This window comes from Acidovorax sp. Q11 (genome assembly GCF_054950075.1).
This window is the reverse complement of record NZ_JBUDZG010000008.1, coordinates 26,742-53,383: the sequence shown is the minus strand read 5'-3', so window position 1 is coordinate 53,383 and position 26,642 is coordinate 26,742. Positions and strand designations below refer to the sequence as shown.

Below are 26,642 nucleotides of genomic sequence, written 5' to 3'. Positions count from 1 at the left end.
CCACGGCCCTGTACAGGCCCAGGCCAGACAACCCAGCCCCGGGCTTTTGTCAAGGCTGGCGCGGCCCTGCTGCGAATTGCTGCGCGCTGCGCGGCGCCACCGCTACAAATCGAGGCAAAAAAAGCCGTTTCTCCCTTGGAAACGCGTTTTTTTCCCATTAGCATCGCTCTGCCAGTGGGAAAGCGTCGTTTTCGCTGGTGAAAATTTACTTCCAACAAGGAAAACCCAACATGGCAACTGCAAAAAAAGCTCCGGCAACCACAGCCCCAGCAGCCAAGAAGGCCGCTGCCCCCGCCAAGAAGCGCACCCCCAACGCCGCCTTCATGAAGGCGCTCACGCCCAGCCCCGCGCTGGCCGCCGTGGTGGGCTCGGCACCGCTGCCACGCACGGAGATCATCAGCAAGCTGTGGGTCTACATCAAGGCCAACAACCTGCAAGATGCTGCCAACAAGCGCAACATCAACGCCGATGCCAAGCTCAAGGAACTGTTTGGCAAGCCCCAAGTGTCCATGTTTGAACTGGCTGGCCTGATTGGCAAGCACGTCAAGTAAACAGACGCACTGCACCCGCAGCACAAAAAAAGCCGGCCTAGCCGGCTTTTTTCATTGCACATGCCACCAAAGTGTGGAATGTGAACATCAACACAAATGAGAATGACCCGCATTTGATGTAACATAAAGCGGCACGACGACGCACAGCCATGTTGATCTAGCCACTGCCTCCCGCTGCATTTGGCGCTCCGCGCGCCATTCACACATAGCCCCCCTGCACCCCATCGATGGAGGCCATCTTGGCACAATCACGCGCACAGCGCCGCAGCCCCGCGCTGCGTAAAAACGCATCCCTCACGTCCTTCGCCCCCGTCTCCTCGTCCGACAAGGCCCTGCTGCCCCTGGGCGCCCTGATGCTGGCCGCCTCCATGGGCGCCATGGCACAGACCAGCACCAAAGAGACCACCCTGTCCACCGTCACGGTGAAAGAAGCCGCCGAAGTGCAAGGCAAGGACACCCTGCTGCTCAAAAAGACCACGGTCGGCAAGGGCAACCAGGACATCAAGGACATTCCGCAGTCCGTGACGGTGTTCACCGAAAAGCAGATGAACGACCGCAACATGGACGACTTCCGCGAGGTGCTGCGCAACACTGCGGGCGTGACCTTCCAGTCGGGCGAAACAGGTGAAGAAGACGTGCGCCTACGCGGTTTCTCGCTGGGCCAGGCGGGCGACATCTATGTCGACGGCATGAAGGATGCGCCGCTGATCGAACGCGACACCTTCAACCTGGACCGCGTCGAAGTGCTCAAGGGCTCGGCATCCATGCTGTTCGGCAAGGGCTCGACTGGCGGCGTGGTCAACCAGGTCAACAAGGCCCCGTTGCTGATCGACCAGCACGAAGCCTCGTACACCTACGGCACCGGCCAATACCACCGTGCCACGGGCGACTTCAACTTCAAGACCGGCGAGAACGCGGCTTTCCGCCTGAACGCCATGGTGCAGGAGTTCGACAACTACGGCGCCAAGCAGGACAAGCGCGGCATTGCACCCACGTTCGCCTGGGGCATCGGCACGCGCGACGAGTTCTCCATCGGCCTGTACTACCTCAAATCCAAGGGCCGCCCGCTGTACAACCACCCCTGGCGCGTGGTGGACGGCAAGATCAACACGCCGCTGGAAGCCCGCAACTACTACGGCCTGGCAAGCGACCACAACAACACCTCGGCGCAGCACGTCACGCTGGGCCACATCCACCGTTTTGACAACAGCGGCGAGCTGAACACGCGCCTGCGCTACGGCACCTACGAGCGCGACCTGCTGGCCAGCACCATCGGCTTCCAGAACAGCGCCATCACGCTGGGCCAGATCAATGGCAAGACCGTGCTGACCCGGGGCTCCAAGGGCCGCCTGGGCGAAAGCGATGTGCTGCAGGTGCAAAGCGACTACAACAACACCTTCAACTGGGGCGGCAAGAAACACGCCCTGCTGGCGGGCGTCGACTACTACGACGACGATGCCAAGCGCAACCAGAACTACCCCAACACCACCACCCGCCCCACCACCACCGTCGGTTCGCCCAACGATGGCGCCTGGGTGGCCGATGGCCGCACGCCGGTGCAGTGGAACACCTTCAAGTCGCGCAACCTGGGCCTGTACTTCCAGGACACGATGGCGCTGAACGACACCCTCAAGCTGGTGGGCGGCCTGCGTTATGACAACTTCAAGGCCTCCTACAAGAACGCCACTGGCGCTCTGAGCAACTCGCGCTCCGACAGCCTGGTCAGCCCCCGTGTGGGCCTGCTGTTCCAGCCCAGCGAGCTGGTCTCGTACTACGCGTCGTTCGGCACCTCGTACAACACCTCGGGCGACACCTACCAGTTTGGCAACCCCGGCGCCAACACGTCCCGCACGGCCAACACCGACCCCGAGAAGAGCCGCAACTTCGAGATCGGCAGCAAGTTCGAGCTGTTCGAGCGCCGCGCCCTACTGGGTGTGGCCGTGTTCCGCAGCGAGAAATACAACGAGCGCAACACCGACCCCGACACCGCAGCCAAGCAAGAGCTGCTGTCCGGCAAGCGCCACGCCACCGGCATGGAATTCAACCTGGCTGGCCGCCTCACACCCCAGTGGGAAGTCTTCGCCAACCACACCTGGATCCCTTCGGCCAAGATCGACCGCAGCAACGTGGTGCGGGCCGCCAGCGGCGGCGGTGCTCAGGTGCAGGGCGACCGCCCCGGCCTCACGCCCAAGCACAGCGGCAGCGTGTGGAGCACCTATGCCGTCACATCCAAGCTGCGCCTGGGCGCAGGCCTGACCTACCGCAGCAAGCAGAACCCCGAGGGTTCGCGTGCGGTGTACGCCAGCGGCTTTGCCGTGATGGACGCCATGGCCGAGTACGCGTTTGACGACAAGACCACGCTCAAGCTGAACGTGAGCAACCTGTTCGACCGCACCTACGCCGACGGCCTGTACCGTGGCTTCTACACGCCGGGCGCACCCCGCGCCGTGCAGGTGTCCATCAAGACGCGCTTCTGACATTCGATGCGCTGATGCGCTGATGCGCTGATGTTCTGACGAAACGACTCCGCCCCTTCACTGGGGCGGAGTCACAATCGGCCTCCATGTTTCTGCACATCCCTCACGTTCTCACCGCCGAAGAGGTCGCCTTCTTCCGGCAACAGCTCTGGGCCCCCGATGCCCCCTGGGTGGATGGCGCCCGCAGCGCAGGCGGCCAGGCCGTGCACCAGAAGAACAACCGGCAACTGGCCCAGGGCAGCGAGCTGTCGGCCCAGTTGCAGGGCCTGGTCAAGGCAGCGCTGCACCGCAACGCACTGTTTTTCTCGGCCGCCCTGCCACGCCGCATCTACAACCCGCTGTTCAACCACTACGGCGGTGGCGCCAACGCCTACGGCAACCATGTCGATAGCGCCGTCATGCACTCCAAGGCCGACAACGGCTGGGTGCGCAGCGACCTGTCGTGCACGCTGTTCCTCACGCCGCCCGACGAATACGACGGTGGCGAGTTGGTAGCCACCGAAGCCTGGGGCGAAAAACGCATCAAGCTGCCCGCAGGCGACATGGTTTTGTACCCCAGCAGCACGGTGCACCAGGTGTCGCCCGTCACACGCGGGCAGCGCATCAGCAGCTTCTTCTGGGTTGAAAGCATGGTGCGCGGGCTGGAGCAGCGGCAGCTGCTGTTCGACATGGACATGTCGCTGCTGCGGCTGCGCCAGAGCGTGGGCGAGACGGACCCGTCGGTCATTGCGCTCTCGGGCACGTACCACAACCTGCTGCGCATGTGGGCCGACGTGTGACCCGCCTCTCCTGGCATCCAGACTCCACGGCCCCTTCGCGCCGTGGCCCCTGCCTTGCCAGATTTACTCCTATTTTTATAGCACCTCGCGCATACTGAACGCGCGCAAGGTGCTTTTTTCATTGGTATGACTGACACCCCCGCCCGCCACAGGCTGCCGCCCGAGATCGCCAACCTGGCCGACCATGAACTGCTGGCGCGCCAGCAGCTGGACGACAACGCCTGGGCCTACTTCAGCGGGGGCGCGGGCGACGAGATCACGCTGCGCGCCAACCGCAGCGCCTGGGACACTCTGCCCCTGTGGCCCCGCGTGCTGCGGCCGCTGGCGGGCGGCCACACCCGGGTGCAGCTGCTGGGGCGCACGCTGGCCCACCCCATCCTGCTGGCCCCGGTCGCCTTCCAGCGCCTGGCCCACGCCGATGGCGAACTGGCCATGGCCTACGCAGCGGCCGCACTGGGCGCGGGTGTGGTGCTGAGCACCCAGGCCAGCGTGTCGCTCGAAGCCGTTGCCGGCGCGGTGCAGCCCGACCCGGGGCGCGGCCCACTGTGGTTCCAGCTGTACCTGCAGCACGACCGGGGCTTTACGCAGGCGCTGGTGCAGCGGGCCGAGGCGGCGGGCTACGAAGCCCTGGTGCTCACGGTGGATGCCCCCACCAGCGGCGTGCGCGACCGCGAGCGGCGCGCAGGCTTTCGGCTGCCTCCCGGCATGGGTCCGGTCAACCTCGCGGGCCTGCCCCCGCCGCCACAACCCGATCTGCGTCCCGGCCAGAGCGCGCTGTTTGACGGCCTGCTGCACCAGGCGCCCACCTGGGACGACGTGGCCTGGCTGCAGTCCATCACCCGCCTGCCCGTGCTGCTCAAGGGCGTGCTGCACCCGGCCGACGCGCGCCAGGCCGTGGCAGCGGGTGCGGCGGGCCTGATCGTCTCCAACCACGGCGGCCGCGCGCTCGACACCGCCCCCGCCACCGCCACCGCCCTGCCCCGCGTGGTGCAGGCCGTAGGCGGGGCTGTGCCGGTGCTGGTGGACGGCGGCATCCGGCGCGGCACCGACGTGCTCAAGGCCATGGCGCTGGGCGCATCGGCCGTGCTGGTGGGGCGCCCCGCCGTGTGGGGCCTGGCCAATGCCGGGGCCACAGGCGTGGCCCATGTGCTGCGCCTGCTGCGCGACGAGTTGGAGGTTGCCATGGCACTCACCGGCTGCGCCACGCTGGCCGACGCCACCCCTGCGCTGCTGGATGCAGGAGAAGACACGGCCTTGCGCCGCGGTCAGTGAGGGCGACCGCTGTAGCCTTTGGCAGATGACCGTGAGCCGGCGACAGGGGTTGACGCCGATCAAAGCCTTTCCCCCTGTCCGCAGGAATGATTTACTGCAAATGCGATAGATTCGTATTTATAATGTGATCATCCCTTCAACAGCCAGCCACACCGCCTGCTCCCCATGATCGTCTGTGTTTGCCGCCGGGTTTCCGACCGTGAGATTGCCCGCCATGCGCGTGCTGGCATGAGCTTCGATGAAATCCAGTTCGAGCTGGGCGTGGCCACCCAATGCGGTTGCTGCGAAAGCTGCGCCCGGGACGTGGTGGCGCAGTGCAGTGTTTCGAATCCTGTGGCCGCCCTGCACAATGACGTGGCACCGCAGCCGATCCAGCTTGCCAGCTCCATCCTGGAAAGCAAGTCATGGAACTCCTCTCAACACTCGCTGGCAGCCTGATCCTCGTAGCAGGCTCTGCCTGGTGGATCTTTCGCAAATAACATCGGTCTTTTAAGCCCCTAGCGCCTGATACACAAGCGCTAGTTGCTATCATTTTTATGTCTCACCCTGATCGTTTTGCCACTCCCGGGGGTGTCAGCCGCAACACCGTGATCGTGGGCTCCGTGATTGCCCTGCACGTGGCAGGCATCTGGGCCCTGCAGTCGGGCCTGCTGCGCCGCGCGGCCGAGGTCATCGTGCCTGCCGAGCTGCTCAGCGAGTTCATCGCCCCGCCCGCGCCCCCCAAGGTCACGCCACCGCCCCCGGCACCCCCACCACCGCCCCGCCCGGCCCCCAAGGTCGCGCCGCGCCCGGCCCCCATGCCCGTGGCGATTGCCGACCCGACACCCGCGCCCAATGCGCCCACGGGCATCACCACGCCCCAGCCGCCCGCGCCCCCCATCGAGGCACCTGTTGCCCCCCCGGCGCCGCCCGCCCCACCGGCACCGCCTGCACCGCCCAAGATCGAGCTGCCCTCCAGCGACGCCGCCTACCTCAACAACCCCAAGCCCAGCTACCCCGCCATCAGCAAGCGCATGGGCGAGCAGGGCAAGGTGGTGCTGCGCGTGCTGATCGGCACCGACGGCACGCCGCAGAAGGTGGAAGTCAACAAGTCCAGCGGCTTCGACCGCCTCGACCGACAGGCCCAGGAGGCCGTCATGCGCTGGCGCTTTGTGCCCGGCAAACGCAACGGCGTGCCCGAGACCATGTGGAACCTGGTCCCGGTCAACTTCGTTCTCGAATAACCAGTTCACAGTTTCAGATCACCGCTTCAGGGAGTTTTTTCATGGAATCGCAATTCGGCATCGCCAACGTATGGATTCAGGGCGACTTCGTCACCCGCGCCGTCGCCATCATCCTGCTGGCCATGTCGCTGGCCTCGTGGGTCGTCATCATCATCAAGGCGCTGGACATCATCAAGTTCAAGAAGCACACCCGTGCCGCCCAGGACTTCTGGCACAGCGAAGACTTTGCTGCGGGCCTGACCAAGCTGGGCGCCGACCCCACCAACCCCTTCCGCCACCTGGCCCTGGAAGGCCGTGAAGCCACCGCCCACCACCGCAACACCAAGGCCCACCTGCACGACAGCCTGGACGTGAGCGACTGGGTCACCCGCTGCCTGCGCAACTGCATCGACGAGTTCACCGCCCGCCTGCAATCGGGCCTGGCCATCCTGGCCTCGGTGGGCTCCACGGCCCCCTTCATCGGCCTGTTTGGCACCGTGTGGGGCATCTACCACGCGCTGGTCGCCATCGGCACCTCGGGCCAGTCCACCATCGACAAGGTGGCCGGCCCCATCGGCGAAGCGCTGATCATGACGGCCCTGGGCCTGGCGGTGGCCATCCCTGCCGTGCTGGGCTACAACGCGCTGGTGCGCGGCAACAAGTCCATCCTGGGTGGCCTCAACAGCTTTGCACACGACCTGCACGCCTACTTCGTGACCGGTGCCCGCGTGAACGCCGGTGGTGAACAGGCCAAGGTGCTGCCCATCAAGAAAGGCAACTAAGCCATGGCTTTCGGAACCCAAGACGATGCCGATGATGTGATGAACGAGATCAACATGACGCCCCTGGTGGACGTCATGCTGGTGCTGCTCATCATCTTCATCATCACCGTGCCGGTGATGAAACACTCGGTCAACGTGGACCTGCCCCGCGCCACCAACCAGCCCGAGAACATCAAGCCCGAGACCGTGCGCCTGTCGGTGGCAGCCGACGGCAAGTTCTACTGGAACGAATCGCAGGTGACGGAAGAGGAACTCTTCCCCCGCCTGCAGGCCGAGGCCGCCAAGGAGCCCCAGCCGGACCTGCACATCCGGGGCGACAAGAATGTGCGCTACGAATACGTGGCCCAGGCCATGGCCGCCGCGCAGCGCGCCGGGGTACGCAAGATCGGGTTTGTGACCGACCCGCAGTAGCAGCCCGTACCTCACGGGTTTCTCGTTGCTCCAGCCCGGCCGGCCTTGCTTGCCGGGCTTTTTTACAGCCCGACGCCCTGTGTCCCATCTCGCTTGCTCCCACAAGGGCCGCGCGATATGAATCAGGGCCAGGCCCACCCAGCAAAAAAAGAACAAAAAGAAACACGCAATTCACTTGACTCGTAATTGCGAATCGTTATCATTAGCAAAACGCAATGCAATGACACAGGAAAAACCCTCCATGCAAGCCACCATGACCGCCGCCTCGCTCCTGCGTTCTGCCACATCCGACAAGGCGGCTTCGCTCGCCCCGGTTGAAGGCACCCACAGCGCCGAGTCCGTATCGGCTGCGGTGGACAGCAGTGCCTTGCTGCAAGGCCAGAAAGCCGTGGCCATCAGCCACAACGGCGCGGTGTACCGCCTGCAGGCCACCAAGCTGGGCAAGCTGATCCTGACCAAGTAAGCGCAGCCGCCCTGCGCCCCCATCCCCCTCGGCAGCACAGCCAGACTGCTGCCAGCCCCCAACAGTTTCATCGTGGGGCGACTCCCGGGCTTGCAACAAGCTCGCAAGGGTCGTTTTTGCCAGCCAACGGGTTCGCCCGCGTAGCCAGGCTTTTTTTCTCCCCCGATCTCTCATTCACCGCCGCCAGGACACGCAGCGGTTGCACCATAAAAAAACCGGCTCTTCAGCCGGTTTTTTTATGCGTGACGGGCTGGATATGCCCATCCATCCACGTCGCCCTTACAGGCCCAGGGCCGCAATCCCGGCGCGGGCAATCTGCGCGTCTTCGGTGGACTTCACACCGCTCACGCCCACGGCACCCAGGCATTGGCCGTCCTTCATGATCGGCACGCCGCCTTCGAGCAGGCCGTCGATGGTGGGCGCGCTCAGGAAGGACGTGCGGCCGCCGTTGATGACATCCTCGTACACCTTGCTCTCGCGGCGGCCCAGCGCGGCCGTGCGGGCCTTGGAGGGGGCAATGTGCGAAGACACGGCGGCGGCACCGTCCAGGCGCTGCAGCCACAGCAGGTGGCCGCCATCGTCCACGATGGCGATGGTCACGGGCCAGTTGTTCTTGAGGGCCTCGGCTTCGGCAGCGGCGGCGATGGCCTTGACGTCGGCCAGTTCGAGTTCATGCTTGGTTTTCATGGCGGTATCCGGATAGGAGAAAGAGGAAGAAAAATCGCGCGGGCCCGCCCTGTTGGAGCGCCCGGGCCGAGGGAGCCGCAAGCATAGCGGCATCACGGGGGGACCTCACCCCCATGCAGGGTGAAAGTACCCTTACCAAAAGTAGGTGACCGGATGCGGTTATTGGGCGGCCAAAAACCGTCAACGCCTAAAATTTGGGGCGTCTGCGTTGTGCAGGCCAACAAGGAGAGACACAAGATGATGAACGACCAAGTCACCACCCTGGGCCACTCTGCGGGCTATGGCATCTCGCAGGAAGAGCGCCACAAGGTGCTGCGCAATACCTACTGGCTGCTGGCCCTGAGCATGATCCCCGCGGTGCTGGGCGCCTGGATCGGCGTGGCCACCGGCATCACCCAGTCGCTGCGTGGCGGCGTGGGCCTGATCGTGTTCCTGGGCGGCGCGTTCGCCTTCATGTTTGCGATCGAAAAGACCAAGCGCTCGGCCGCTGGCGTGCCCGTGCTGCTCGCCTTCACCTTCTTCATGGGCCTGATGCTCTCGCGCCTGATCGGCATGGTGCTGGGCTTCAAGAATGGCACCGACCTGATCATGACCGCGTTTGCCGGCACCGCAGGCGTGTTTGTGGTCATGGCCAGCCTGGCCACCGTGATCAAGCGCGACCTGTCGGGCATGGGCAAGTGGCTGATGGTGGGCGCGCTGGTGCTCATGGTCGGCGGCATCATCAACGTGTTTGTCGGCTCCACCGTGGGCATGATGGTGATCTCGATGCTGGCCATCGGCATCTTCAGCGCCTACATGCTGTATGACCTGAAGCAGATCCTGGACGGCGGCGAAACCAACTACATCAGCGCCACGCTGGCCCTGTACCTGGACATCTATCTTCAACGTGTTCCAAAGCCTGCTGGCCCTGCTGGGCATCATGGGCGGCGAGCGCGAGTAAGCCGCGTCGGGCTGCGACCCCGCACAAAAACAAAAGGCTCCCTCGGGAGCCTTTTGCTTTTTTGTTGAGCCCACACCAAGGTCAAGCCTCAATAGCGGCGCAGTCCTGCCGATAATGCAATTACATGTATCTCAACCAGCCCTCCACCCCGCTGCGCCTGCTGGCCGCCACAGCCCTGGTGCTGCTGCTGAGCGGCTGCGACAAGATCCCCGGCTTGGGCCCTGACCCCCGTGTTGCGCAGCGCGACGCAGAAGCCAAGGCCATCGGCGGTGCCTGCCGCCACGCGCTGCGCGGCCTGGAAGACTGCTACACACTCAACCCCAAGGCCGCCAAGGCATCGGTGTTTGCAGGCTGGAAAGAGATGGACGCCTATATGCGCGAGAACAAGATCGAGGGCACCCCCTCGGTATTGACCAAGGCCGAAAAGCCCGAGCCGCGCAAGGGCGGTAGCAGCAGCAACACCGAGATCGAAACCGAAACCCGCGACCCCGCAGCCAGCCGCAGCCGCAGCTGAGCGGCCGGGGTCCCCAGGGGCCAGGCCTGCCCCTTTCACTCCCGTCTTCGCCTCTTCTATGCCTGCGGGAGGGCGCACCGGAGCCGCACGCCCCGGCAGCGCTTCCCTCTTCCTGCCTCTACGCCCGCTCGAACACCGCCATGCTCTCCACGTGCGCGGTGTGCGGGAACATGTTGACCATGCCCGCAGCCGTGCACTTGTAGCCCGCCAGATGCACCAGCAGGCCCGCATCGCGCGCCAGGGTGGCGGGGTTGCAGCTCACATACACGATGCGCTTTGGCGGTGTCCAGCCCTCGGCTCCGGCGGGCAGCGGGCCCGCACCTTCGGCACCGATGCGGGCCTGCTCGATGTCGGCCAGCGCCTTGGCCAGTGCAAAGGCGCCTTCGCGCGGCGGGTCCACCAGCCACTTGTCGGCAGCGCCATCGGCCACCAGCATCTCGGGGGTCATTTCAAACAGGTTGCGCGCTACAAATTCAGTAGCAGAAAGTGCTTTGTGGCCGCGCGCAAGGGCCTGATTCAATGCATAGTTTTCGCGCGAGCGGGCCACCAGGGCCTCGCTGCCCTCGATGCCGAGCACCTCGCGGGCCTGCGTGGCCAGGGGCAGCGTGAAGTTGCCCAGGCCACAGAACCAGTCGATCACGCGCTCATCGGGCCGCACGTCGAGCAGGCGCAGCGCCCGGGTCACCAGCACCTGGTTGATGTGCGGATTCACCTGGGTGAAGTCGGTCGGCTTGAAGGGCATGGTGATGCCGAAGTCTGGCAGCGCATACGACAGCTGCTCGCCGCCCTCGTCCAGCAGCTTCACCGTGTCCGGGCCCTTGGGCTGCAGCCACCATTGCACGCCATGCTCGGCACCAAAGGCGCGCAGCCGTGCCAGGTCGTCGGCGCTCAGCGGCTCCAGGTGGCGCAGCACCATGGCGGTCACGTTGTCGCCACAGGCCAATTCGATCTGCGGGCAGGTGTCGCGCGCGTCCATGCTGGCGATCAGCGCGCGCAGTGGCATCAGCATCGCGTCCACATGCGGGGGCAAAATCTTGCAGGTCTGCATGTCGGCGATGTAGCGGCTCTTGCGCTCATGGAAGCCCACCAGCACCTGACCCTTCTTGATCACATGGCGCACGGCCAGGCGGGCACGAAAGCGGTAGCCCCAGGCGGGCCCTTCGATGGGGCGCATCACCGTCTCGGCCTTGACCTTGCCCAGATGCCAGAGGTTGTCCTCCAGCACACGCTGCTTGACCGCCACCTGGGCACCTACGTGCAGGTGCTGCATCTTGCAGCCGCCGCAGGCACCGGCATGCAGGCCAAAGTGCTGGCAGCCGGGGCGCACACGCTGCGACGATTCGCGGTGAATCGCCACCAGGCTGGCCTGCTCCCAGTTGTTCTTCTTGCGGTGGGTGTTGGCGGTGACCAGCTCGGACGTGAGGGCACCGTCGATAAAGATGACCTTGCCATCGGGCTTGCGGGCAACGCCCTGGGCATCGAGGTCCATGGACTGCACCTGCAGCCAGCCTTCGGGCAGGTCGGCGGCGTCCTGCGCCACGGGTTCAAACGAGGGGGATAGTTCTTTCGGTTCGCTCATCCCCCGATTGTCTCAGGCCCGGGGGTGGCCCCTACCCCAGGCCCATGCATGGGGTAGGTTCAGCCCCGGTCTGCGCGCGCAGGACGCATGCCGCCCGGTGCCGAGGCAGCCGAGGCCAGCGGCAGCTTGTTGATGGTGAGTTCGCAGCCAAAGTCGTCGGGTGAAAAAACCAGCGTGCCCCCCGGCGCGACCCGGGGCAGGGTTTCGTGGATCTGGCGCGACATATCAACCGGTGGCTCGGGGGCGCGGTAGACGATGTCTTTGTCGGGGCCGTACACCACATAACACCCGGCGGCGGCCGACTGGCTGAGCAGGGCGGCCAACAAGGCTGCGGCAGCGGTTGGAAGGGCTCTCATGGTTCTTCTCCTCGGTCTGGCGGTTGCTGCAGCGCATTATGCGGGCTTTGCACTGCAGAGCCAATCCGGCCCAGACGGCGGCCCGCCAGGCCCAGCCCTCTCAGCGCAGGTGCAGATGGCTGGTGTGCTTGACCTCTTCCATCACCGCATAGGTGCGCGTCTCGCGCACGCCGGGCAGTTGCCACAGCACGTTCCCCGCAAACACGCGGTAGGCATTCATATCGGCCGAGCGGGTTTTGAGCAGGTAGTCGAACCCGCCCGCCACCATGTGGCATTCCATGATCTCGGGGTGCACCTGCACGGCGGCCTTGAACTGGTCAAACACGTTGGGCGTGGTGCGGTCCAGCAGCACCTCCACAAACACCAGCATGCCCGCGCCCAGCTTCAGAGGGTTCAGGCGCGCCTCGTAGCCCAGGATGAAGCCATCGCGGGTCAAGCGCTGCACCCGCGCCAGCACGGCCGTGGGCGACAGGGCCACCGCCTCGGCCAGCTTGAGGTTGGCAATGCGGCCGTCTTCCTGCAGGATTGACAGGATCTTGCGGTCAATCCGGTCCAGATCGGGTTCTGTTTGCATTTCGGTTAGTGATTGATTCGGTGCGGTCGCCAATTTTCGACCATTTATTCACCACCAACCCAAGGATCATCGCCAATAACGCGCACAACCAACACTTCCCACCGTGTTGGGCCCCGCCAAATCCCTGAAAGACACCGCCATGACGCAGCCCTCCGCCCCGTTTGCAGACTTCGCGCCCCGCACGCCGCTGTCCAACCCGCTGCGCGCAGCCATCACCGTCGCCACCCGCCGCCCCGAGCCCGAGGCCCTGGCCCCGCTGCTGGCCCAGGCCCGCCTGCCTGCCGATCAAGCAGCGTCCGCCGAGCAATTGGCGCTGCGCATTGCCAAGGCCCTGCGCGAACGCAAGGCCAGCGCCGGGCGCGCGGGCATCGTGCAAGGGCTGCTGCAAGAGTTTTCGCTGTCGTCGCAAGAAGGCGTGGCGCTGATGTGCCTGGCCGAGGCCCTGCTGCGCATCCCCGACAAGGCCACACGCGATGCGCTGATCCGCGACAAGATCAGCCACGGCCAGTGGGATGCCCACCTGGGCAAGAGCCCCTCGTTGTTCGTCAATGCCGCCACCTGGGGCCTGCTCATCACCGGCAAGCTGGTGGCGACGCACAGCGAAGGCAGCCTGGGCAACTCGCTCAGCCGCCTGATCGGCAAGGGCGGCGAGCCCCTGATCCGCAAGGGCGTGGACATGGCGATGCGCATGATGGGCGAGCAGTTTGTGACCGGTGAAACCATCGACGAAGCCCTGCGCAACGCCCGCACGATGGAGGCCGAGGGCTTTCGCTATTCATACGACATGCTGGGTGAGGCCGCGCTGACCAGCGAAGACGCCAAGCGCTACTACGCCTCGTACGAGCAAGCCATCCACGCGATTGGCAAGGCCTCTGCCGGGCGTGGCATCTATGAAGGGCCGGGCATCTCCATCAAGCTCTCGGCCCTGCACCCGCGCTACAGCCGCGCCCAGTTTGGCCGCGTGATGGACGAGCTGTACCCGCTGGTGTTGCGCCTGACCGCGCTGGCCAAGCAGTACGACATCGGCCTGAACATCGACGCCGAAGAAACCGACCGCCTGGAGCTGTCGCTGGACCTGCTGGAGCGCCTGTGCCACGAGCCCACCCTGGCGGGCTGGAACGGCATTGGTTTTGTGATCCAGGCCTACCAAAAGCGCTGCCCCTTCGTCATCGACTACGTGGTCGACCTGGCCCGACGCACCCAGCGCCGCCTGATGGTGCGCCTGGTCAAGGGCGCGTACTGGGACAGCGAAATCAAGCGCGCCCAGGTCGATGGCCTCGCGGACTACCCCGTCTACACCCGCAAGGTGCACACCGACATTTCGTACATTGCCTGCGCCAAGAAGCTGCTGGCCGCGCCCGAAGCCGTGTACCCCCAGTTCGCCACCCACAACGCAGAGACGGTGGCCACCATCTACCACCTGGCGGGCAGCAATTACTACGCGGGGCAGTACGAGTTCCAGTGCCTACACGGCATGGGCGAGCCGCTGTATGAGCAGGTGGTGGGGGCCATCACCGCCGGTAAATTGGGACGCCCGTGCCGCATCTACGCCCCCGTGGGCACGCACGAAACACTGTTGGCCTACTTGGTACGCCGCCTGCTCGAAAACGGCGCTAACACCTCCTTCGTGAACCGCATAGCCGACGAAACCATTGCGCTGGATGAGCTGGTAAAGAGCCCCGTGTTGGTGGTGGACCAGCAAGCCGCAGCAGAAGGTGCCGCCGGCCTGCCCCACCCCCGCATTGCCACACCCCAAGGCCTGTATGGCGCGCACCGCACCAACTCGCGCGGGCTGGACCTGTCAAACGAAAACACGCTGACCGAACTGGCCACCGCCCTGCAAGCCACGGCGGCCCATGCCTGGACCGCCGCCCCCTTGCTGGGCACCGATGCCCCTGCAGGCCCCAACCAGCCCGTGCGCAACCCTGCCGACCACAGCGATATCGTGGGCCAGGTGCAAGAGGCCACCACCGCCGATGTGGAACAGGCCCTGGCCCACGCCCAGGCCGCCACAGCCCCCTGGGCCGCCACGCCGCCCGCCGAGCGCGCTGCCGCGCTACTGCGCACGGCCGACTTGCTGGAGGAGCGCATCCAGCCCCTCATGGGCCTGCTGATGCGCGAAGCAGGCAAGAGCGCCAGCAACGCCATCGCCGAGGTGCGCGAGGCCGTGGACTTCCTGCGCTACTACGCCGCCCAGGTGCAAAGCACCTTCGACAACGCCACCCACATCCCGCTCGGCCCGGTAGCCTGCATCAGCCCCTGGAACTTCCCGCTCGCCATCTTCATGGGCCAGGTGGCGGCCGCGCTGGCCGCTGGCAACCCCGTGCTGGCCAAGCCGGCAGAGCAAACCCCGCTGATCGCCGCCGAAGCCGTGCGCCTGCTGTGGCAGGCCGGCGTGCCCCGCGCCGCAGTGCAGCTGCTGCCAGGCCAGGGCGAGACCGTGGGTGCCCGCCTGATCGGCGACGCCCGCGTGATGGGCGTGATGTTCACCGGCTCCACCGAAGTGGCGCGCATCCTGCAGCGCACCGTGGCAGGGCGGCTGGATGCTGCAGGCCGCCCCATCCCGCTGATTGCAGAAACCGGTGGGCAGAACGCGATGATCGTGGACTCGTCCGCCTTGGTCGAGCAGGTGGTTGGCGACGCGGTGTCGTCCGCCTTTGACAGCGCAGGCCAGCGCTGCTCCGCCCTGCGCGTGCTGTGCGTTCAGGAAGAAGCCGCCGACCGCGTGGTGGAGATGCTGCAGGGCGCCATGGGCGAACTGCGCGTGGGCAACCCCGGCGCGCTGCGTGTGGACGTGGGCCCCGTCATCGATGCCGAAGCACAAGCGGGCATCACCCAACACATCGAAAACTTCAAGGCCCAAGGCCATCGGGTGTTCCAGCACCCGCAGCACCTTGCGACCGCGACCCACCAAGGCACCTTTGTGCCCCCCACGCTGATCGAGCTGAACCACATCGGCGAGCTGCAACGCGAAGTCTTCGGCCCTGTGCTGCATCTGGTGCGCTACGCCCGCAACGACCTGGACCAGTTGCTCGACCAGATCAACGCCACCGGCTACGGCCTGACCCAGGGCGTGCACACCCGCATCGACGAAACCATTGCCCGCGTGGTCAACCGCGCCCATGCCGGCAACGTGTACGTCAACCGCAACATGGTGGGCGCCGTGGTGGGCGTGCAGCCCTTTGGCGGCGAAGGCCTGTCGGGCACGGGGCCCAAGGCAGGTGGGCCGCTGTACCTGCTGCGCCTGCTGTCGCAGCGCCCGGCCGATGCGCTGGCACGCACCTTTGCCGAAGCTGACCGCGCCACGCCACCCGAGGAAGCCGTGCGCGAGCGCCTGCTGGCGCCCCTGGCCACCTTGCAGCAATGGGCCCAGCAACAAGGCAATGCAGCCCTGGCAAGCACCTGCAAGCGCTTTGCCCAGGAAACCCAAAGCGGCACCGTCCGCCCCCTGCCCGGCCCCACGGGCGAGCGCAACGTCTACACCCTGGCCCCCCGTGCCCGGGTGCTGTGCCTGGCCCAAAGTGTGGACGACCTGCTGGCGCAAACTGCCGCCGTGCTCGCCACCGGCGGCACCGCCTTGTGGCCCAACGCCCAGGCCAGCCTGCGCGCCACGCTGCCCACGTTGGTACAGGCCCAGGTCACGCTGCAGGACAACGTGCTGAACGACGGCACGCTGGAGCTGGACGCCGTTCTGCACCACGGCCACGCCCCATCGCTGCAGGCCGTGTGCACCACCCTCGCCCACCGCGCGGGGCCCATCGTGGGCGTGACCGCTCTACAGCCTGGTGCCGTGGACATCCCGCTGGAGCGCCTGCTCATCGAGCGAGCCCTCAGCGTGAACACGGCTGCGGCCGGGGGCAATGCGAGCCTGATGACGATTGGATAGACACCCGATGCCACGCAGCACGTCGGGCGGTCAAAATCCAAACAAAATTGGCCACTCCCGCCCGCTAGCAAAGCACTTAATGCTATTTAATTTATAGCAAATCAAATCTGCAATGCAAGCGGCAGGTTCAGCAGCAGGTTTTGCGGCTTGATGCGCACCACGCCCTCAGCATTGGTAGCCAGCCCCAGATACACCAGCTTGCCCGCCACATCGGCGCGCATCTCGGCCGGGTTGGCAAAGGTCAGCGTGAACAGGCTCACCAGGCGCTGCATGCGCTCAGCATCCACCGGGCGGTCCTCGTAGAGGTCGTTGAGGATGGCCGTGGACTCCGCGTCCAGCCCCACATGCCAGCGCCAGGCGCTGTCTGTGACCTGGTGCACAGGCTCGATCAACACCTGCACAGCCAGCAGGTGGGCGACCCAGCGCTCCAGCACCCGGGCCAGCGCCTTCAGGCCGGATCGGGCGCGGGTCATCTTGAAGGTCAGGCCATGGCTCAGGTCCTGCGTCAGCTCATGGGTCAGGTCGAGCAGAAAGTGGTGGCGGTCACTCTCCTGCCAATACTGCCCCGCATTGTCGGCAGACAGCACCTTGACCTGCGCCGTGGGCTGCAGTGCGCCGCTTTGCAGCAGCAAGCGCCCCACATCGCCCAGGCCTGCTGTTTCATTGAGCATGTCCAAGGTGGCCCGGTCGCCCGCCAGCATTTGCCCCTCTTGCAAGGTGATGCGCTGCGGCCGAAACAGCATTTCGGCAGCGCGGGCTTCGAAGGCGTCGTTGCAGTTGTCCAGCAGGTTGCGCAGCAGGGCCTGCACCACGGCGTCGATGAACACGGCCGGCACATTCACCACCCCACTGCGCATGAGCTGCAAGTAGTACGCCTCCAGCGTGCCGGCGGCCAGCAGGCCATCTCGGAAGCGCAGGAACACGGTGTAGTTCTCGCGGGCGTCGTCGTCCTGCAAAGCAGCCAGCTCCGCAGAGGCGACCACCCGCGCGGGCGACACCTTCAGCGATTCATGCAGTTCGATTTCAGCAGCACACGACTCCGGCACCAGCGCCAGCTCTGGTCGGGCCAGCAGCCAACGCAGGTATCCATCGGTGGGAACCAGCCAGCCACGCACATCGCGATCCAGCGTTTGAAAACCACTACGGGGCCAGAAATCGTGAAGTGTCGTCATGAAGAAATGAGAGCCGATGGCTTGAGGGGATGGTCGCCGCGGAAGCCTTCGCACTACGATGCCGCACAGCGAGTGCGCATGCTTCGCAACATCACCAGTCAAGAAAGGCATGCTGCCGTGCCTTCAAAGACCAGCGCGCAAGCACATCATGCCTGCTCAGGCCGTAGAGGCTGTCTACCAAAGCAAACTCCACCACAGTCCACGCAACGGGAGCGACAACTGCGCGGTCAATGCGCTCGTGCTTGTAGTGCAAAGTCATGTGCGGGTGGAAATGGTTGCGAATCTGAGTTTCTGCAAACCCCATGCGGCGCATCGTGTTGCCAAGCGCATGCTGAAACCCTCGCAAGTCACGCGCGGCGCCCGCTTGCGGCGCCAACTCGACGGTACCGAAAATCCCCTCTTCAACGCCGCCCCGGGACTGCAGCACGTTGAGGCGAACCCCAAACGGTTCGTAGTCCATGGCGCTACCCACCGCCAGCGCCAGGTCGATTTCCTCTTGGGGGACGCCATTCAGGAAGCGCCCCAGGGCGTGCAGCGTGATGTGCAGCCGATCCGAAGACATTGGATCGCCTCTGCCCGGCCAACGGGGCCCTTGGGCGCGCGGCAGTAGCTCCTTGGCCACCTCCGCCACAATCGGCGGAGGGTAGAGAAAATAGTAGAGATCGTGGGGCTGGGACATGGCACACAACGCTCCGGAAGATCCGCGCATTGTGCATCAATACTGTTTAAATATACAGCATTTCGAGCAGCTCCCGCTCACTCCCACTCGATCGTCGCTGGCGGCTTGCTGCTCACGTCATAGGTCACGCGGTTGATGCCACGCACCTCGTTGATGATGCGGCCGGACACCTTCTTGAGCAGCGCATAAGGCAGTTCAGCCCAGTCGGCGGTCATGAAGTCGCTGGTTTGCACGGCGCGCAGGGCTACCACGTAGTCATAGGTGCGGCCATCGCCCATCACGCCCACGCTCTTGACGGGCAGGAATACAGTGAAGGCCTGGCTGGTGAGGTCGTACCAAGTCTTTCCTGTAGCTTCGTCCTTGAAGTTGCGCAGCTCTTCGATAAAGATCGCATCGGCACGGCGCAGCAGGTCGGCGTATTCCTTCTTCACCTCGCCCAGGATGCGCACGCCCAGGCCAGGGCCGGGGAAGGGGTGGCGGTAGACCATGTCGGGCGGCAGGCCCAGGGCCACGCCCAGTTCGCGCACTTCGTCCTTGAACAGGTCGCGCAGGGGCTCCAGCAGCTTCAGGCCCAGTTGCTCTGGCAGGCCACCCACGTTGTGGTGGCTCTTGATGGTGACGGCCTTCTTGCTCTTGGCGCCGCCGGATTCGATCACGTCGGGGTAGATCGTGCCCTGGGCCAGGAAGGTGGCGCCCTTGTGGCCACCGGTGCCTGCCTTGAGCTTGGCGGCCTCGGCCTTGAACACGTCCACAAACAGGCCGCCGATGATCTTGCGCTTTTGCTCAGGCTCGCTCACCCCCGCCAGCTTGCCCAGGAACAGGTCGCTGGCGTCCACGCGGATGACCTTGGCGTGCAGCTTGCCCTCGAACATGTCCATGACCATGTCGCCTTCGTTCAGGCGCAGCAGGCCGTGGTCCACAAACACGCAGGTGAGTTGGTCACCAATGGCGCGGTGGATCAGCGCGGCAGCCACGGACGAATCCACGCCGCCCGACAGGCCGAGGATCACCTCCTCATCGCCCACCTGCTCGCGAATCTTTTGCACAGCCTCTTCGATGTAGTCGCCCATGACCCAGTCGGCACGGGTGCCGCAGATGCCCAGCACAAAACGCTCCAGCAAGGCGCGGCCCTGCACGGTGTGTGTGACTTCAGGGTGGAACTGCACGGCGTAGTAGTGGCGGCTTTCGTCGGCCATGCCGGCGATGGGGCACGAGGGGGTGGAGCACATCACCTTGAAGCCCGGGGGCAAGGCAGTGACCTTGTCTCCGTGGCTCATCCACACCTTGAGCATGCCGTGGCCTTCAGGCGTGGCGAAGTCTTCGATGCCCTTGAGCAGCTCGGTGTGGCCATGGGCACGCACTTCGGCGTAGCCAAATTCGCGGGTGTTGGAGCCCTCGACCTTGCCGCCCAACTGCTGGGCCATGGTCTGCATGCCGTAGCAGATGCCCAGCACGGGGATGCCGAGTTCAAACACCGCATCCGGCGCCTTGTCATCCACCTCGTACACGCTGGCATGGCTGCCCGACAGGATCACGCCCTTGAGCGAGCCGTCCTTGGCGTAGTCACGAATCCATTCGTCGGTCACATCGCAGGGGTGCACCTCGCAGTACACATGGGCCTCGCGCACGCGGCGGGCGATGAGCTGGGTGACTTGCGAGCCGAAATCGAGGATGAGGATTTTCTGGTGTTGCATGGTGGTGGTCCGTCAGAGGCTGGAGAGATCAAGGAGCGGGACGCCGCTGCGCTGGGCGGCAGTAATCTGCTGGGGGTCGAAAGTGGCCAACGGCAGGCGCAGCGAGCGCGCCAGCCACAGGTAGGCGGCATCAAAGGTGGACAGGCCGGTTTCCAGCGCCACATCGAGCACTGCCTTGTGCTGGGCGGGGGCCAGTTCGTGCAATTCGACGCGGTGACGAATGGCTTCGAGCACGCCCCACAGGCCTTCGACGGAAGCAGCTGGAATGCGCCCGCTGTTCACACCGGTGGCCAGTATGTTGTGGCACTCCCAGTGCCAGAGGTTGGGCGCCTGCGGCTCGACCTCATCGCGGCGGATCAGGGTGTACAGGCGGCGGGTGTGTTCGCTGGCCGCGTCAGGCAGCAGCCAGGCGGCGGTGACCGAAGCATCGAGCACGAAAGCGGTCATGCAGTGCTCCGCCCTGTACGGCGCAAGCCGTCCACCGTCGTTGACCCTGCGGGTTGAATGCTGGCATGCAACGCGTCCATCTGGCCCAGTTCGCGCGCAATCTGTTCGTCAGAAATCACTGGGCGGCGGCGCACCGGCAACATGCGCACCACCTCTTTGCCGTGGCGGGTGATGCGCACTTCCTCGCCCTGCTCGACCAGTTCGATCAAGGCAGAGAACCTGCTTTTCGCTTCGTAGATGCCAACGGACTGCATAAATAGAAAAGTCTGGCCTGAATGGTGAATTCAGGCCAGACTATATCATTCTGACCAGATTTTTTCAATCAGGCCAGATCGACTTGCAACGATCAATCAGCGCGGTAGTTCGGCGCTTCCTTGGTGATCTGCACGTCGTGCACATGGCTTTCGCGGATACCGGCGGTGGTGATCTCGACGAACTCGGCCTTGTTGTTCATCTCTTCGATGGTGGCGCAACCGCAGTAGCCCATGGAGGCGCGCACACCGCCCGCCATCTGGTAGACGATGCTGACCATGGAGCCCTTGTAGGGCACGCGGCCTTCGATGCCTTCGGGCACCAGCTTGTCGGCATTGGGGTTGCCGGTGCTGGACTCCTGGAAGTAGCGGTCCGCACTGCCCTGCTGCATGGCGCCAATGGAGCCCATGCCACGGTAGCTCTTGTAGCTGCGGCCCTGGAACAGGATGACTTCGCCAGGCGCCTCTTCCGTGCCTGCGAACATGCCACCCATCATCACCGTGCCTGCGCCCGCAGCCAGGGCCTTGGCGATGTCGCCGCTGTAGCGGATACCGCCGTCCGCGATCAGCGGCACGCCTGTGCCCTTGAGGGCCGTGGCCACGTTGTCGATGGCCATGATCTGGGGCACGCCCACACCGGCCACGATGCGGGTGGTGCAGATGGAGCCGGGGCCGATACCGACCTTGACGGCGTCCGCGCCCGCTTCGACCAGCGCCAGTGCCGCCGCGCCGGTGGCGATGTTGCCGCCGATGACGTCGATCTGCGGGTAGTTCTGCTTGACCCAGCGCACGCGGTCGATCACGCCCTTGCTGTGGCCGTGGGCCGTGTCCACCACGATGGCGTCCACTCCGGCCTTGACCAGCGCTTCAACGCGCTCCTCGGTGCCCTCGCCCACGCCCACGGCAGCGCCCACACGCAGGCGACCTGCGGCGTCGCGTGCAGCGTTGGGAAAGCTGGTCTGCTTGGTGATGTCCTTCACCGTGATCAGGCCCTTGAGTTCAAAGGCGTCGTTCACGACCAGGATGCGCTCAAGCTTGTGCTTGTTGAGCAGCGCCTTGGCCTGTGCGGGCGTGGTGCCCTCTTTTTCATTGACCGTGATGAGCTTCTCGCGCGGGGTCATGATCTGGTGGACCTTGACGTCGTAGCGGGTCTCGAAGCGCAGGTCACGGCCCGTGACAATGCCCACCACCTTGCCGCCGTCGCACACCGGGAAGCCCGAGATGCCCAGCTGTTCGGACAGCTGCAGCACCTGCAGCACGGTGTGCTCGGGGGTGATGACCACGGGGTCGCGCAGCACGCCGGACTCGTAGCGCTTGACCTTGGCCACGTGGGCGGCCTGCTCTTGCGCCGTGAGGTTCTTGTGCACGATGCCAATGCCACCCTCCTGGGCGATGGCGATGGCCAGGCGCGCCTCGGTCACGGTGTCCATGGCAGCGGACACGAGCGGCAGGTTCAGCTGGATATTGCGGGAGAGTTTCGTCGCAAGGGACGTGTCCTTGGGCAGGACCTGGGAGTACGCTGGCACCAGCAACACATCGTCGAAGGTGAGCGCTTTTCCAAGAAGGCGCATGAGAAAGCTCCAAAAAACGGATTGTACCCGTGCCGCGTGTGGCGCACTGCCGACACGCCCATCCACGCCGCCCCAACCCCCTCCATCGGAGCCTCAACAAGGCCAACAAAGCCCGGCGGGTGCGCTAAAGACATGGTGCTGCCGTGCATCACGGCAACCCAAAGTGGTCGCCCATCCCGCCGCACTGGCGGGTGGCGGGCCACACGGCTAAACTTGTTCGCATGAAAATGCACAAGATTCTTCTGCTGGCCGTGGCCTGCACCTGGGCCATGGGCGCGGCAGCGCAGTGGCAGTGGATCGACAAGGACGGGCGCAAGGTCTTCAGCGACCGCCCTCCTCCAGCGGACATTCAGGAGAAAAACATCCTGAAGCAACCCGGGGGCAGCCTCCCCGCCCGCCCGGCCCCCGCCCCGGCGGCAGCCGCCGCCACTGGCGATGCGCCCACGGCAACGGCGCCTGCCACTGCAACCGCTGCGGCCCCCAAGCCCGCAGCCAGTGCTGCAGGCAGCGGCAAGGACAAGGAGCTGGAAGAGAAAAAAGCCCAGGCCGAAGCAGCAGAAGCTGCCAAGAAAAAGGCAGAAGACGAGAAAATCGCCAAGGCCAAGGCCGAGAACTGCACCCGCGCCCGTGCCGCGAAAGCCGCATTCGATGCAGGCAAACCCATCACCCAGACCAATGCCCAGGGCGAGCGCATCTTCCTGGACGGCACCGCCCGTGCGGCAGAAGCCAAGCGCATCGATGGCATCGTCGCCTCGGACTGCGCGCGCTGAGCCACATCGCTCAGCGGGTTCTGTCTCAATACCCCGACTTGCCACCGGGGCGCTGGCGGGCGAACAGGCCGGTGGAGCGCGCGCCCTGGCGCGCGAAACGCTCGCGGCGCGCCACCTTGGGGTCTACCTTCAGGGGGCGGTAGACCTCCACCCGGTCACCGTGCCGCAGGGGCGCATCCAGCACCACCGCCCGGCCCCACACCCCCACCAGCGGCAGGCCCGTTTCTGTTGTCGTCCCCGCCTGCGCAGGCGCAGGTAGCGGCACGGCACCACTGGCCCGCAGGGCATCGGCCACCAAGGCCCCCTGGGGCAGATCCAGCGTCCATTCCCGTGTCTCGCGGGGCGCCACACACACCACCACCGTGACCTGCAGCGTGGGGTGTGCCTCGCCTGGTTTCCCGACGCCCCCCTCAGCCATACACCTGCTCCGCCCGCTTCACAAAAGCGTCCACCATGCTGCCCGCGATGCGGTCAAACACTGGTCCCACCAGCGCCGCCAGGGCCGCACTGTCAAAGCCATAGTTCAGGAGCAGCTCCACCTTGCAGGCGCGCTGCTGGCCATCACCCACGGGGTGGAAGTGCCAGTCTCCGTCCAGGCGCGAGAACGGGCCCTTGACCAGATGCATCTGCACCCGGCGACCAGCCTCGTGGGTGTTGCGCGTCACAAACGTCTGGCGAATGCCCCCAAGGGCAATGCCCACCTCGGCGGTCATGCCGTCCTCGGTCTGCTCCAGCACGGCAGAGCGATCGCACCAGGGCAAGAACTGCGGGTAGTGCTCCACCCCGGTGACCAGGGCAAACATTTCTTCGGGGCTGTACCAGATGAGGACGGACTTTTGAACGGTTTTCATGCAGACGCTGCTTGCGCGGGGGCACGCAAGCGGGGGAGAAATTAGAATCGCGGCTCGCGAGACGACAACATTGTAGGGAGGCCTTTTATCTCCCCGTTTGCGCCGCATCTAAACCCAATGGCCAAGAAACCTGATCCCACGTCCCGCATTGCTGACAACAAGAAAGCGGCCTACAACTATTTTTTTGAAGAGCGCCACGAGGCGGGCATGGTGCTGCACGGCTGGGAGGTGAAGGCGCTGCGCGAAGGCAAGGTGCAGCTGACCGACGGCTATGTGCTCATCCGCGACGGCGAGCTGTATCTGCTGGGCTGCCTGATCCACCCGCTCAAGACCGCCTCGACGCACGTAAACCCCGAGTCCGCACGCACCAAGAAGCTGCTGCTCAAGAAGGACGACATCAAGCGGCTGATCGGCAAGGTCGAGCAAAAAGGCTTCACCCTGGTGCCGCTGAACCTGCACTGGAAGAACGGTTTCGTGAAATGCGAGATCGCGCTGGCCAAGGGCAAGGCAGAGCACGACAAACGCGACACCATCAAGGACCGCGAAGGCAAGCGCGAGGTCGAGCGCGCGATGAAAAGCCACAACCGTTAGCCCACCCGACGCGGCGGGTCTGCACCGGGCACGGCAGCATCAGCCCTTCATCTATCGCCCCCAGGCTTGACCGCCCTGTTGCAGGCAGCGGCTCCGAAGGCTTCAGAGGCCGCGCCCCTTCAGGGCTACCAAGCCATCAAGCCAGCGCCGCCAGTGGGTGGGAATGTGCTGGCCAGGGGCTGGCAAAAAATGGCGCCACCATCTCGGGCGTCACGTCCTCGATGCGCGCGGGGCTCCACTTCGGTGCGTGGTCCTTGTCCACCGCCAGGGCGCGGATGCCTTCCACCGTTTCGCTCTGGCCGGGGCGCAGGTAGAAGCAATGGCGCACCATGTCGCGCTCCATGCGCAGGTCGTCGGCCAGGCCCATGCCGCGCGCACGGCGGATCTGCTCCAGCACCACGTTCAGCATCAGCGGCGAGCGCTTGCGCAAGGTGGCTGCCGTGGCTCGCGCCCAGTCGCTGTCGGCGGACTCCAGGGCCAACACGATCTCACCCACTGTGGGCAGCGAAAAATATTGGTCAATTTGGCCCTTTGCGCCTGACAGCATTGGCTCAATTGCTATAAATTTTGAAGCAACATAGTCTTTGATGGCTGCGCCGTTGGCAAAGGTCTGTGTGGCCAGGGCGTCCCACACGGCCGCCTGCTGGTCGGCGGGCAGGCAGCCATCGGCCAGCTGGCTGTCGATGGCATCACCAGCACCGATGGTGTCGCCGGTCAGCGCCAGCCATTCGCCCACGCGGCCCGGGCAGCGGCTGAGGAAGTAGCCGCCCCCCACGTCAGGAAACAGGCCAATCGCCGTTTCGGGCATGGCCATCTTCGTACGCTCGGTCACCACACGCAGCGCGGCACCCTGGCTGATGCCCATGCCGCCACCCATCACGATGCCGTCCATGAAGGCGATGTAGGGCTTGGCGTAGTTGTGGATCAGGTGGTTGAGCGCGTACTCCTCGGTGAAAAAGTCTTCGAGCTGCGGGTTGCCCTGGCTGCCCGCCTGGTGCAGAAAGCGGATGTCGCCACCCGCACAAAAGGCGCCAAACGGACCTTCCTTGTTGCTGCCCCGAATCGCCACGGCCAGCACGCGCGCATCGTTCTGCCATGCCAGCAGGATCGCCATCAGGTCACGCACCATGGAGAGCGACAAGGCATTGAGTGCACGCGGGCGGTTCAGGGTAATGAAGCCCACCTGGCCACGCACTTCGCTCAGCACATCGCTCACAACATCCGACACAACCGTCTCCGTCATTTTTATTCCTTCCAACCTAAGAGTTCATTGAACACCAGCGCACCGATCACCAGCGCGCCTCCCGTCAGCACCGCTGCGGCGGGTTTTTCGCCCGCGCCCAGCCATGCCAGCAAAATGCCAAAAATCACTTCCAGCAAACCCAGCAGCGCCATCTCGGGCGCCTTGAGCACCCGGCCGCAGCGCACTGCCAGCACGCAAGGAATCGCCAATTGCACCACGCCCAGCAAGGCCAACAGGGCCAGGTCATGCCCCGAGGCCTGAAACGGCAGTGCCAGTGGCAGCGTGACCAGGGACGAGATCACCGCCCCCACCAGCACGGCAGGCACCAGATCCACCGCATGGCCATGGCGCTGTGAGTGCTGCACCACCGTCCAGTTGATCGCCGCCGCCACCGGCACACACAGGGCCACCAGCGTGCCTGCCAGCGGCAGGCCCGCCATCTGCGAACCATACATCCAGCCAATGCCCAGGCCCGCCACCGCAATCGCACCCCAGGTGCGCGCAGCAATGTGGTGGCCAATGAAGACACGCGCGAACAGCGCGGTCAGCAGCGGCCCCACCGCCATGGTCACCAGCACATTGGCCACCGGCATGAGCACCAGGGCCACCATGAAGGCGGTGAACATCACGCTCCAGCAAATGCCGGAGATCCACAACGCGCTGCCGCCCTTGCGCATGGCCACGAACACTGCCCGCCCCTGCAGCAACGGCAACAGGACCAGCAACGACACCAGCGTGAAAAAGCTGCGCCAGAAGGTCACTTCAAAACTCGCGGCATGCTCCAGGTGGCGCGTGACCACCCCGGCAATCGACCACATCAGGGTAACCGCCACCATCAGCAGCACAGCGCGGGAATGCGTGAGTTTCAACAACATGGATGAGGGGTTGCAGACGGAAAAA

Annotated in this window: 27 protein-coding genes and 1 pseudogene; 14 read left to right on the top strand and 14 right to left on the bottom strand. The window is 65.1% G+C overall.

Annotated features, from left to right (window positions below; translation table 11 throughout):
- The first annotated feature begins 230 nt into the window (after positions 1-230).
- The 9 genes from ACYZGB_RS09185 to hemP all read left to right on the top strand — a co-directional run bounded on the left by ACYZGB_RS09185 (position 231) and on the right by hemP (position 7,937).
- Positions 231-551, top strand: coding sequence for an SWIB/MDM2 domain-containing protein (locus tag ACYZGB_RS09185; RefSeq protein ID WP_100410049.1), 321 nt, complete (start codon positions 231-233; stop codon positions 549-551).
- A 227-nt stretch (positions 552-778) separates the two neighbouring features.
- Complete coding sequence (locus tag ACYZGB_RS09180) at positions 779-3,028, top strand: TonB-dependent receptor (RefSeq protein ID WP_462387945.1); 2,250 nt, start codon at positions 779-781, stop codon at positions 3,026-3,028.
- An 86-nt stretch (positions 3,029-3,114) separates the two neighbouring features.
- A complete protein-coding gene (locus tag ACYZGB_RS09175; protein WP_462387944.1) occupies positions 3,115-3,807 on the top strand; it encodes a Fe2+-dependent dioxygenase in 693 nt (230 codons plus the stop codon).
- Positions 3,808-3,933: 126 nt separating this feature from the next.
- Positions 3,934-5,079: an alpha-hydroxy acid oxidase gene (locus tag ACYZGB_RS09170; protein ID WP_462387942.1), complete on the top strand. Its 1,146-nt coding sequence runs from the start codon at positions 3,934-3,936 to the stop codon at positions 5,077-5,079.
- A 165-nt stretch (positions 5,080-5,244) separates the two neighbouring features.
- Positions 5,245-5,517: a (2Fe-2S)-binding protein gene (locus ACYZGB_RS09165; protein ID WP_063460707.1), complete on the top strand. Its 273-nt coding sequence runs from the start codon at positions 5,245-5,247 to the stop codon at positions 5,515-5,517.
- 98 nt (positions 5,518-5,615) lie between these two features.
- A complete protein-coding gene (locus ACYZGB_RS09160; protein ID WP_462387941.1) occupies positions 5,616-6,302 on the top strand; it encodes an energy transducer TonB in 687 nt (228 codons plus the stop codon).
- Between the two features lie 41 nt (positions 6,303-6,343).
- Complete coding sequence (locus tag ACYZGB_RS09155) at positions 6,344-7,063, top strand: MotA/TolQ/ExbB proton channel family protein (protein ID WP_462387940.1); 720 nt, start codon at positions 6,344-6,346, stop codon at positions 7,061-7,063.
- 3 nt (positions 7,064-7,066) lie between these two features.
- Positions 7,067-7,474, top strand: a complete 408-nt coding sequence (locus ACYZGB_RS09150) for an ExbD/TolR family protein (RefSeq protein WP_094290871.1) — start codon at positions 7,067-7,069, stop codon at positions 7,472-7,474.
- A gap of 241 nt (positions 7,475-7,715) precedes the next feature.
- On the top strand, positions 7,716-7,937 hold the full coding sequence (gene hemP / locus ACYZGB_RS09145; protein WP_462387939.1) for a hemin uptake protein HemP: 222 nt from the start codon (positions 7,716-7,718) through the stop codon (positions 7,935-7,937).
- 279 nt (positions 7,938-8,216) lie between these two features.
- Here hemP and ACYZGB_RS09140 read toward each other — a convergent pair whose 3' ends face one another.
- Positions 8,217-8,624: a GlcG/HbpS family heme-binding protein gene (locus tag ACYZGB_RS09140; protein ID WP_063460711.1), complete on the bottom strand. Its 408-nt coding sequence runs from the start codon at positions 8,622-8,624 to the stop codon at positions 8,217-8,219.
- Between the two features lie 240 nt (positions 8,625-8,864).
- On the opposite strand from ACYZGB_RS09140, the pseudogene ACYZGB_RS09135 reads away from it, so the two are divergent.
- Together ACYZGB_RS09135 and ACYZGB_RS09130 are read left to right on the top strand one after the other, a co-directional pair.
- Positions 8,865-9,564, top strand: a pseudogene (locus tag ACYZGB_RS09135) (Bax inhibitor-1 family protein).
- Positions 9,565-9,688: 124 nt separating this feature from the next.
- Positions 9,689-10,078, top strand: coding sequence for a hypothetical protein (locus tag ACYZGB_RS09130; protein WP_462387938.1), 390 nt, complete (start codon positions 9,689-9,691; stop codon positions 10,076-10,078).
- A gap of 118 nt (positions 10,079-10,196) precedes the next feature.
- On the opposite strand, the gene rlmD is transcribed toward ACYZGB_RS09130, so the two are convergent.
- The 3 genes from rlmD to ACYZGB_RS09115 form a co-directional block, all read right to left on the bottom strand.
- Positions 10,197-11,657, bottom strand: coding sequence for a 23S rRNA (uracil(1939)-C(5))-methyltransferase RlmD (gene rlmD, locus ACYZGB_RS09125; RefSeq protein ID WP_462387936.1), 1,461 nt, complete (start codon positions 11,655-11,657; stop codon positions 10,197-10,199).
- Positions 11,658-11,716: 59 nt separating this feature from the next.
- The gene (locus ACYZGB_RS09120; RefSeq protein WP_462387935.1) at positions 11,717-12,013 is read right to left on the bottom strand and encodes a hypothetical protein; all 297 of its coding nucleotides are present in this window, start codon (positions 12,011-12,013) and stop codon (positions 11,717-11,719) included.
- A 100-nt stretch (positions 12,014-12,113) separates the two neighbouring features.
- On the bottom strand, positions 12,114-12,587 hold the full coding sequence (locus ACYZGB_RS09115) for an Lrp/AsnC ligand binding domain-containing protein (RefSeq protein ID WP_462387934.1): 474 nt from the start codon (positions 12,585-12,587) through the stop codon (positions 12,114-12,116).
- A gap of 139 nt (positions 12,588-12,726) precedes the next feature.
- On the opposite strand from ACYZGB_RS09115, the gene putA reads away from it, so the two are divergent.
- Positions 12,727-16,473 carry a trifunctional transcriptional regulator/proline dehydrogenase/L-glutamate gamma-semialdehyde dehydrogenase gene (putA, locus tag ACYZGB_RS09110; protein ID WP_462387933.1) on the top strand — a complete coding sequence of 1,249 codons (3,747 nt, stop codon included), beginning with the start codon at positions 12,727-12,729 and terminating at the stop codon, positions 16,471-16,473.
- 101 nt (positions 16,474-16,574) lie between these two features.
- Here the strand turns inward: putA and ACYZGB_RS09105 are convergent, their stop codons facing one another.
- From ACYZGB_RS09105 to guaB, 6 genes are all read right to left on the bottom strand, one after another.
- Positions 16,575-17,645 carry a DUF6352 family protein gene (locus ACYZGB_RS09105; protein ID WP_462387932.1) on the bottom strand — a complete coding sequence of 357 codons (1,071 nt, stop codon included), beginning with the start codon at positions 17,643-17,645 and terminating at the stop codon, positions 16,575-16,577.
- A 91-nt stretch (positions 17,646-17,736) separates the two neighbouring features.
- Complete coding sequence (locus tag ACYZGB_RS09100; protein WP_462387931.1) at positions 17,737-18,324, bottom strand: 2'-5' RNA ligase family protein; 588 nt, start codon at positions 18,322-18,324, stop codon at positions 17,737-17,739.
- Positions 18,325-18,401: 77 nt separating this feature from the next.
- Entirely contained in the window at positions 18,402-20,018 is a 1,617-nt protein-coding gene (gene guaA / locus ACYZGB_RS09095) for a glutamine-hydrolyzing GMP synthase (protein WP_108500092.1), read from the bottom strand.
- Positions 20,019-20,030: 12 nt separating this feature from the next.
- Positions 20,031-20,465 (bottom strand): type II toxin-antitoxin system VapC family toxin, encoded by a 435-nt coding sequence (locus ACYZGB_RS09090; protein WP_462387930.1) that lies wholly within the window; start codon positions 20,463-20,465, stop codon positions 20,031-20,033.
- Positions 20,462-20,719, bottom strand: coding sequence for a type II toxin-antitoxin system Phd/YefM family antitoxin (locus tag ACYZGB_RS09085; RefSeq protein ID WP_462387929.1), 258 nt, complete (start codon positions 20,717-20,719; stop codon positions 20,462-20,464). Before ACYZGB_RS09085 ends, ACYZGB_RS09090 begins: the two co-directional genes overlap by 4 nt.
- A 92-nt stretch (positions 20,720-20,811) precedes the next feature.
- Positions 20,812-22,287 (bottom strand): IMP dehydrogenase, encoded by a 1,476-nt coding sequence (guaB, locus tag ACYZGB_RS09080; RefSeq protein WP_094290859.1) that lies wholly within the window; start codon positions 22,285-22,287, stop codon positions 20,812-20,814.
- Between the two features lie 221 nt (positions 22,288-22,508).
- Between guaB and ACYZGB_RS09075 the strand changes: the two genes are divergently transcribed.
- Positions 22,509-23,057: a DUF4124 domain-containing protein gene (locus ACYZGB_RS09075; protein ID WP_462387927.1), complete on the top strand. Its 549-nt coding sequence runs from the start codon at positions 22,509-22,511 to the stop codon at positions 23,055-23,057.
- A gap of 25 nt (positions 23,058-23,082) precedes the next feature.
- On the opposite strand, the gene ACYZGB_RS09070 is transcribed toward ACYZGB_RS09075, so the two are convergent.
- The gene (locus tag ACYZGB_RS09070; RefSeq protein ID WP_462387925.1) at positions 23,083-23,475 is read right to left on the bottom strand and encodes an RnfH family protein; all 393 of its coding nucleotides are present in this window, start codon (positions 23,473-23,475) and stop codon (positions 23,083-23,085) included.
- On the bottom strand, positions 23,468-23,908 hold the full coding sequence (locus ACYZGB_RS09065) for a type II toxin-antitoxin system RatA family toxin (RefSeq protein WP_063460724.1): 441 nt from the start codon (positions 23,906-23,908) through the stop codon (positions 23,468-23,470). Before ACYZGB_RS09065 ends, ACYZGB_RS09070 begins: the two co-directional genes overlap by 8 nt.
- A gap of 117 nt (positions 23,909-24,025) precedes the next feature.
- On the opposite strand from ACYZGB_RS09065, the gene smpB reads away from it, so the two are divergent.
- Complete coding sequence (gene smpB / locus ACYZGB_RS09060) at positions 24,026-24,499, top strand: SsrA-binding protein SmpB (protein WP_462387923.1); 474 nt, start codon at positions 24,026-24,028, stop codon at positions 24,497-24,499.
- A gap of 136 nt (positions 24,500-24,635) precedes the next feature.
- On the opposite strand, the gene ACYZGB_RS09055 is transcribed toward smpB, so the two are convergent.
- Positions 24,636-25,742 carry an enoyl-CoA hydratase/isomerase family protein gene (locus ACYZGB_RS09055; RefSeq protein ID WP_462387922.1) on the bottom strand — a complete coding sequence of 369 codons (1,107 nt, stop codon included), beginning with the start codon at positions 25,740-25,742 and terminating at the stop codon, positions 24,636-24,638.
- A 2-nt stretch (positions 25,743-25,744) separates the two neighbouring features.
- Positions 25,745-26,617 carry a DMT family transporter gene (locus ACYZGB_RS09050; RefSeq protein WP_462387920.1) on the bottom strand — a complete coding sequence of 291 codons (873 nt, stop codon included), beginning with the start codon at positions 26,615-26,617 and terminating at the stop codon, positions 25,745-25,747.
- Positions 26,618-26,642: the final 25 nt, after the last annotated feature.

Excerpts from the sequence above, each read along its gene's own strand:
- ACYZGB_RS09140 (WP_063460711.1), bottom strand. The coding sequence starts at position 8,624 with ATGAAAACCAAGCATGAACTCGAACTGGCCGACGTCAAGGCCATCGCC.
- ACYZGB_RS09050 (WP_462387920.1), bottom strand. The coding sequence starts at position 26,617 with ATGTTGTTGAAACTCACGCATTCCCGCGCTGTGCTGCTGATGGTGGCG.
- ACYZGB_RS09115 (WP_462387934.1), bottom strand. The coding sequence starts at position 12,587 with ATGCAAACAGAACCCGATCTGGACCGGATTGACCGCAAGATCCTGTCA.
- ACYZGB_RS09165 (WP_063460707.1), top strand. The coding sequence starts at position 5,245 with ATGATCGTCTGTGTTTGCCGCCGGGTTTCCGACCGTGAGATTGCCCGC.
- ACYZGB_RS09150 (WP_094290871.1), top strand. The coding sequence starts at position 7,067 with ATGGCTTTCGGAACCCAAGACGATGCCGATGATGTGATGAACGAGATC.
- ACYZGB_RS09070 (WP_462387925.1), bottom strand. The coding sequence starts at position 23,475 with ATGGCTGAGGGGGGCGTCGGGAAACCAGGCGAGGCACACCCCACGCTG.
- ACYZGB_RS09105 (WP_462387932.1), bottom strand. The coding sequence starts at position 17,645 with ATGACGACACTTCACGATTTCTGGCCCCGTAGTGGTTTTCAAACGCTG.
- putA (WP_462387933.1), top strand. The coding sequence starts at position 12,727 with ATGACGCAGCCCTCCGCCCCGTTTGCAGACTTCGCGCCCCGCACGCCG.
- smpB (WP_462387923.1), top strand. The coding sequence starts at position 24,026 with ATGGCCAAGAAACCTGATCCCACGTCCCGCATTGCTGACAACAAGAAA.
- guaA (WP_108500092.1), bottom strand. The coding sequence starts at position 20,018 with ATGCAACACCAGAAAATCCTCATCCTCGATTTCGGCTCGCAAGTCACC.
- ACYZGB_RS09075 (WP_462387927.1), top strand. The coding sequence starts at position 22,509 with ATGAAAATGCACAAGATTCTTCTGCTGGCCGTGGCCTGCACCTGGGCC.
- ACYZGB_RS09065 (WP_063460724.1), bottom strand. The coding sequence starts at position 23,908 with ATGAAAACCGTTCAAAAGTCCGTCCTCATCTGGTACAGCCCCGAAGAA.
- rlmD (WP_462387936.1), bottom strand. The coding sequence starts at position 11,657 with ATGAGCGAACCGAAAGAACTATCCCCCTCGTTTGAACCCGTGGCGCAG.
- ACYZGB_RS09120 (WP_462387935.1), bottom strand. The coding sequence starts at position 12,013 with ATGAGAGCCCTTCCAACCGCTGCCGCAGCCTTGTTGGCCGCCCTGCTC.
- ACYZGB_RS09130 (WP_462387938.1), top strand. The coding sequence starts at position 9,689 with ATGTATCTCAACCAGCCCTCCACCCCGCTGCGCCTGCTGGCCGCCACA.
- ACYZGB_RS09100 (WP_462387931.1), bottom strand. The coding sequence starts at position 18,324 with ATGTCCCAGCCCCACGATCTCTACTATTTTCTCTACCCTCCGCCGATT.
- ACYZGB_RS09160 (WP_462387941.1), top strand. The coding sequence starts at position 5,616 with ATGTCTCACCCTGATCGTTTTGCCACTCCCGGGGGTGTCAGCCGCAAC.
- ACYZGB_RS09085 (WP_462387929.1), bottom strand. The coding sequence starts at position 20,719 with ATGCAGTCCGTTGGCATCTACGAAGCGAAAAGCAGGTTCTCTGCCTTG.
- ACYZGB_RS09170 (WP_462387942.1), top strand. The coding sequence starts at position 3,934 with ATGACTGACACCCCCGCCCGCCACAGGCTGCCGCCCGAGATCGCCAAC.
- guaB (WP_094290859.1), bottom strand. The coding sequence starts at position 22,287 with ATGCGCCTTCTTGGAAAAGCGCTCACCTTCGACGATGTGTTGCTGGTG.
- ACYZGB_RS09175 (WP_462387944.1), top strand. The coding sequence starts at position 3,115 with ATGTTTCTGCACATCCCTCACGTTCTCACCGCCGAAGAGGTCGCCTTC.
- hemP (WP_462387939.1), top strand. The coding sequence starts at position 7,716 with ATGCAAGCCACCATGACCGCCGCCTCGCTCCTGCGTTCTGCCACATCC.
- ACYZGB_RS09155 (WP_462387940.1), top strand. The coding sequence starts at position 6,344 with ATGGAATCGCAATTCGGCATCGCCAACGTATGGATTCAGGGCGACTTC.
- ACYZGB_RS09090 (WP_462387930.1), bottom strand. The coding sequence starts at position 20,465 with ATGACCGCTTTCGTGCTCGATGCTTCGGTCACCGCCGCCTGGCTGCTG.
- ACYZGB_RS09185 (WP_100410049.1), top strand. The coding sequence starts at position 231 with ATGGCAACTGCAAAAAAAGCTCCGGCAACCACAGCCCCAGCAGCCAAG.
- ACYZGB_RS09055 (WP_462387922.1), bottom strand. The coding sequence starts at position 25,742 with ATGACGGAGACGGTTGTGTCGGATGTTGTGAGCGATGTGCTGAGCGAA.
- ACYZGB_RS09180 (WP_462387945.1), top strand. The coding sequence starts at position 779 with ATGGAGGCCATCTTGGCACAATCACGCGCACAGCGCCGCAGCCCCGCG.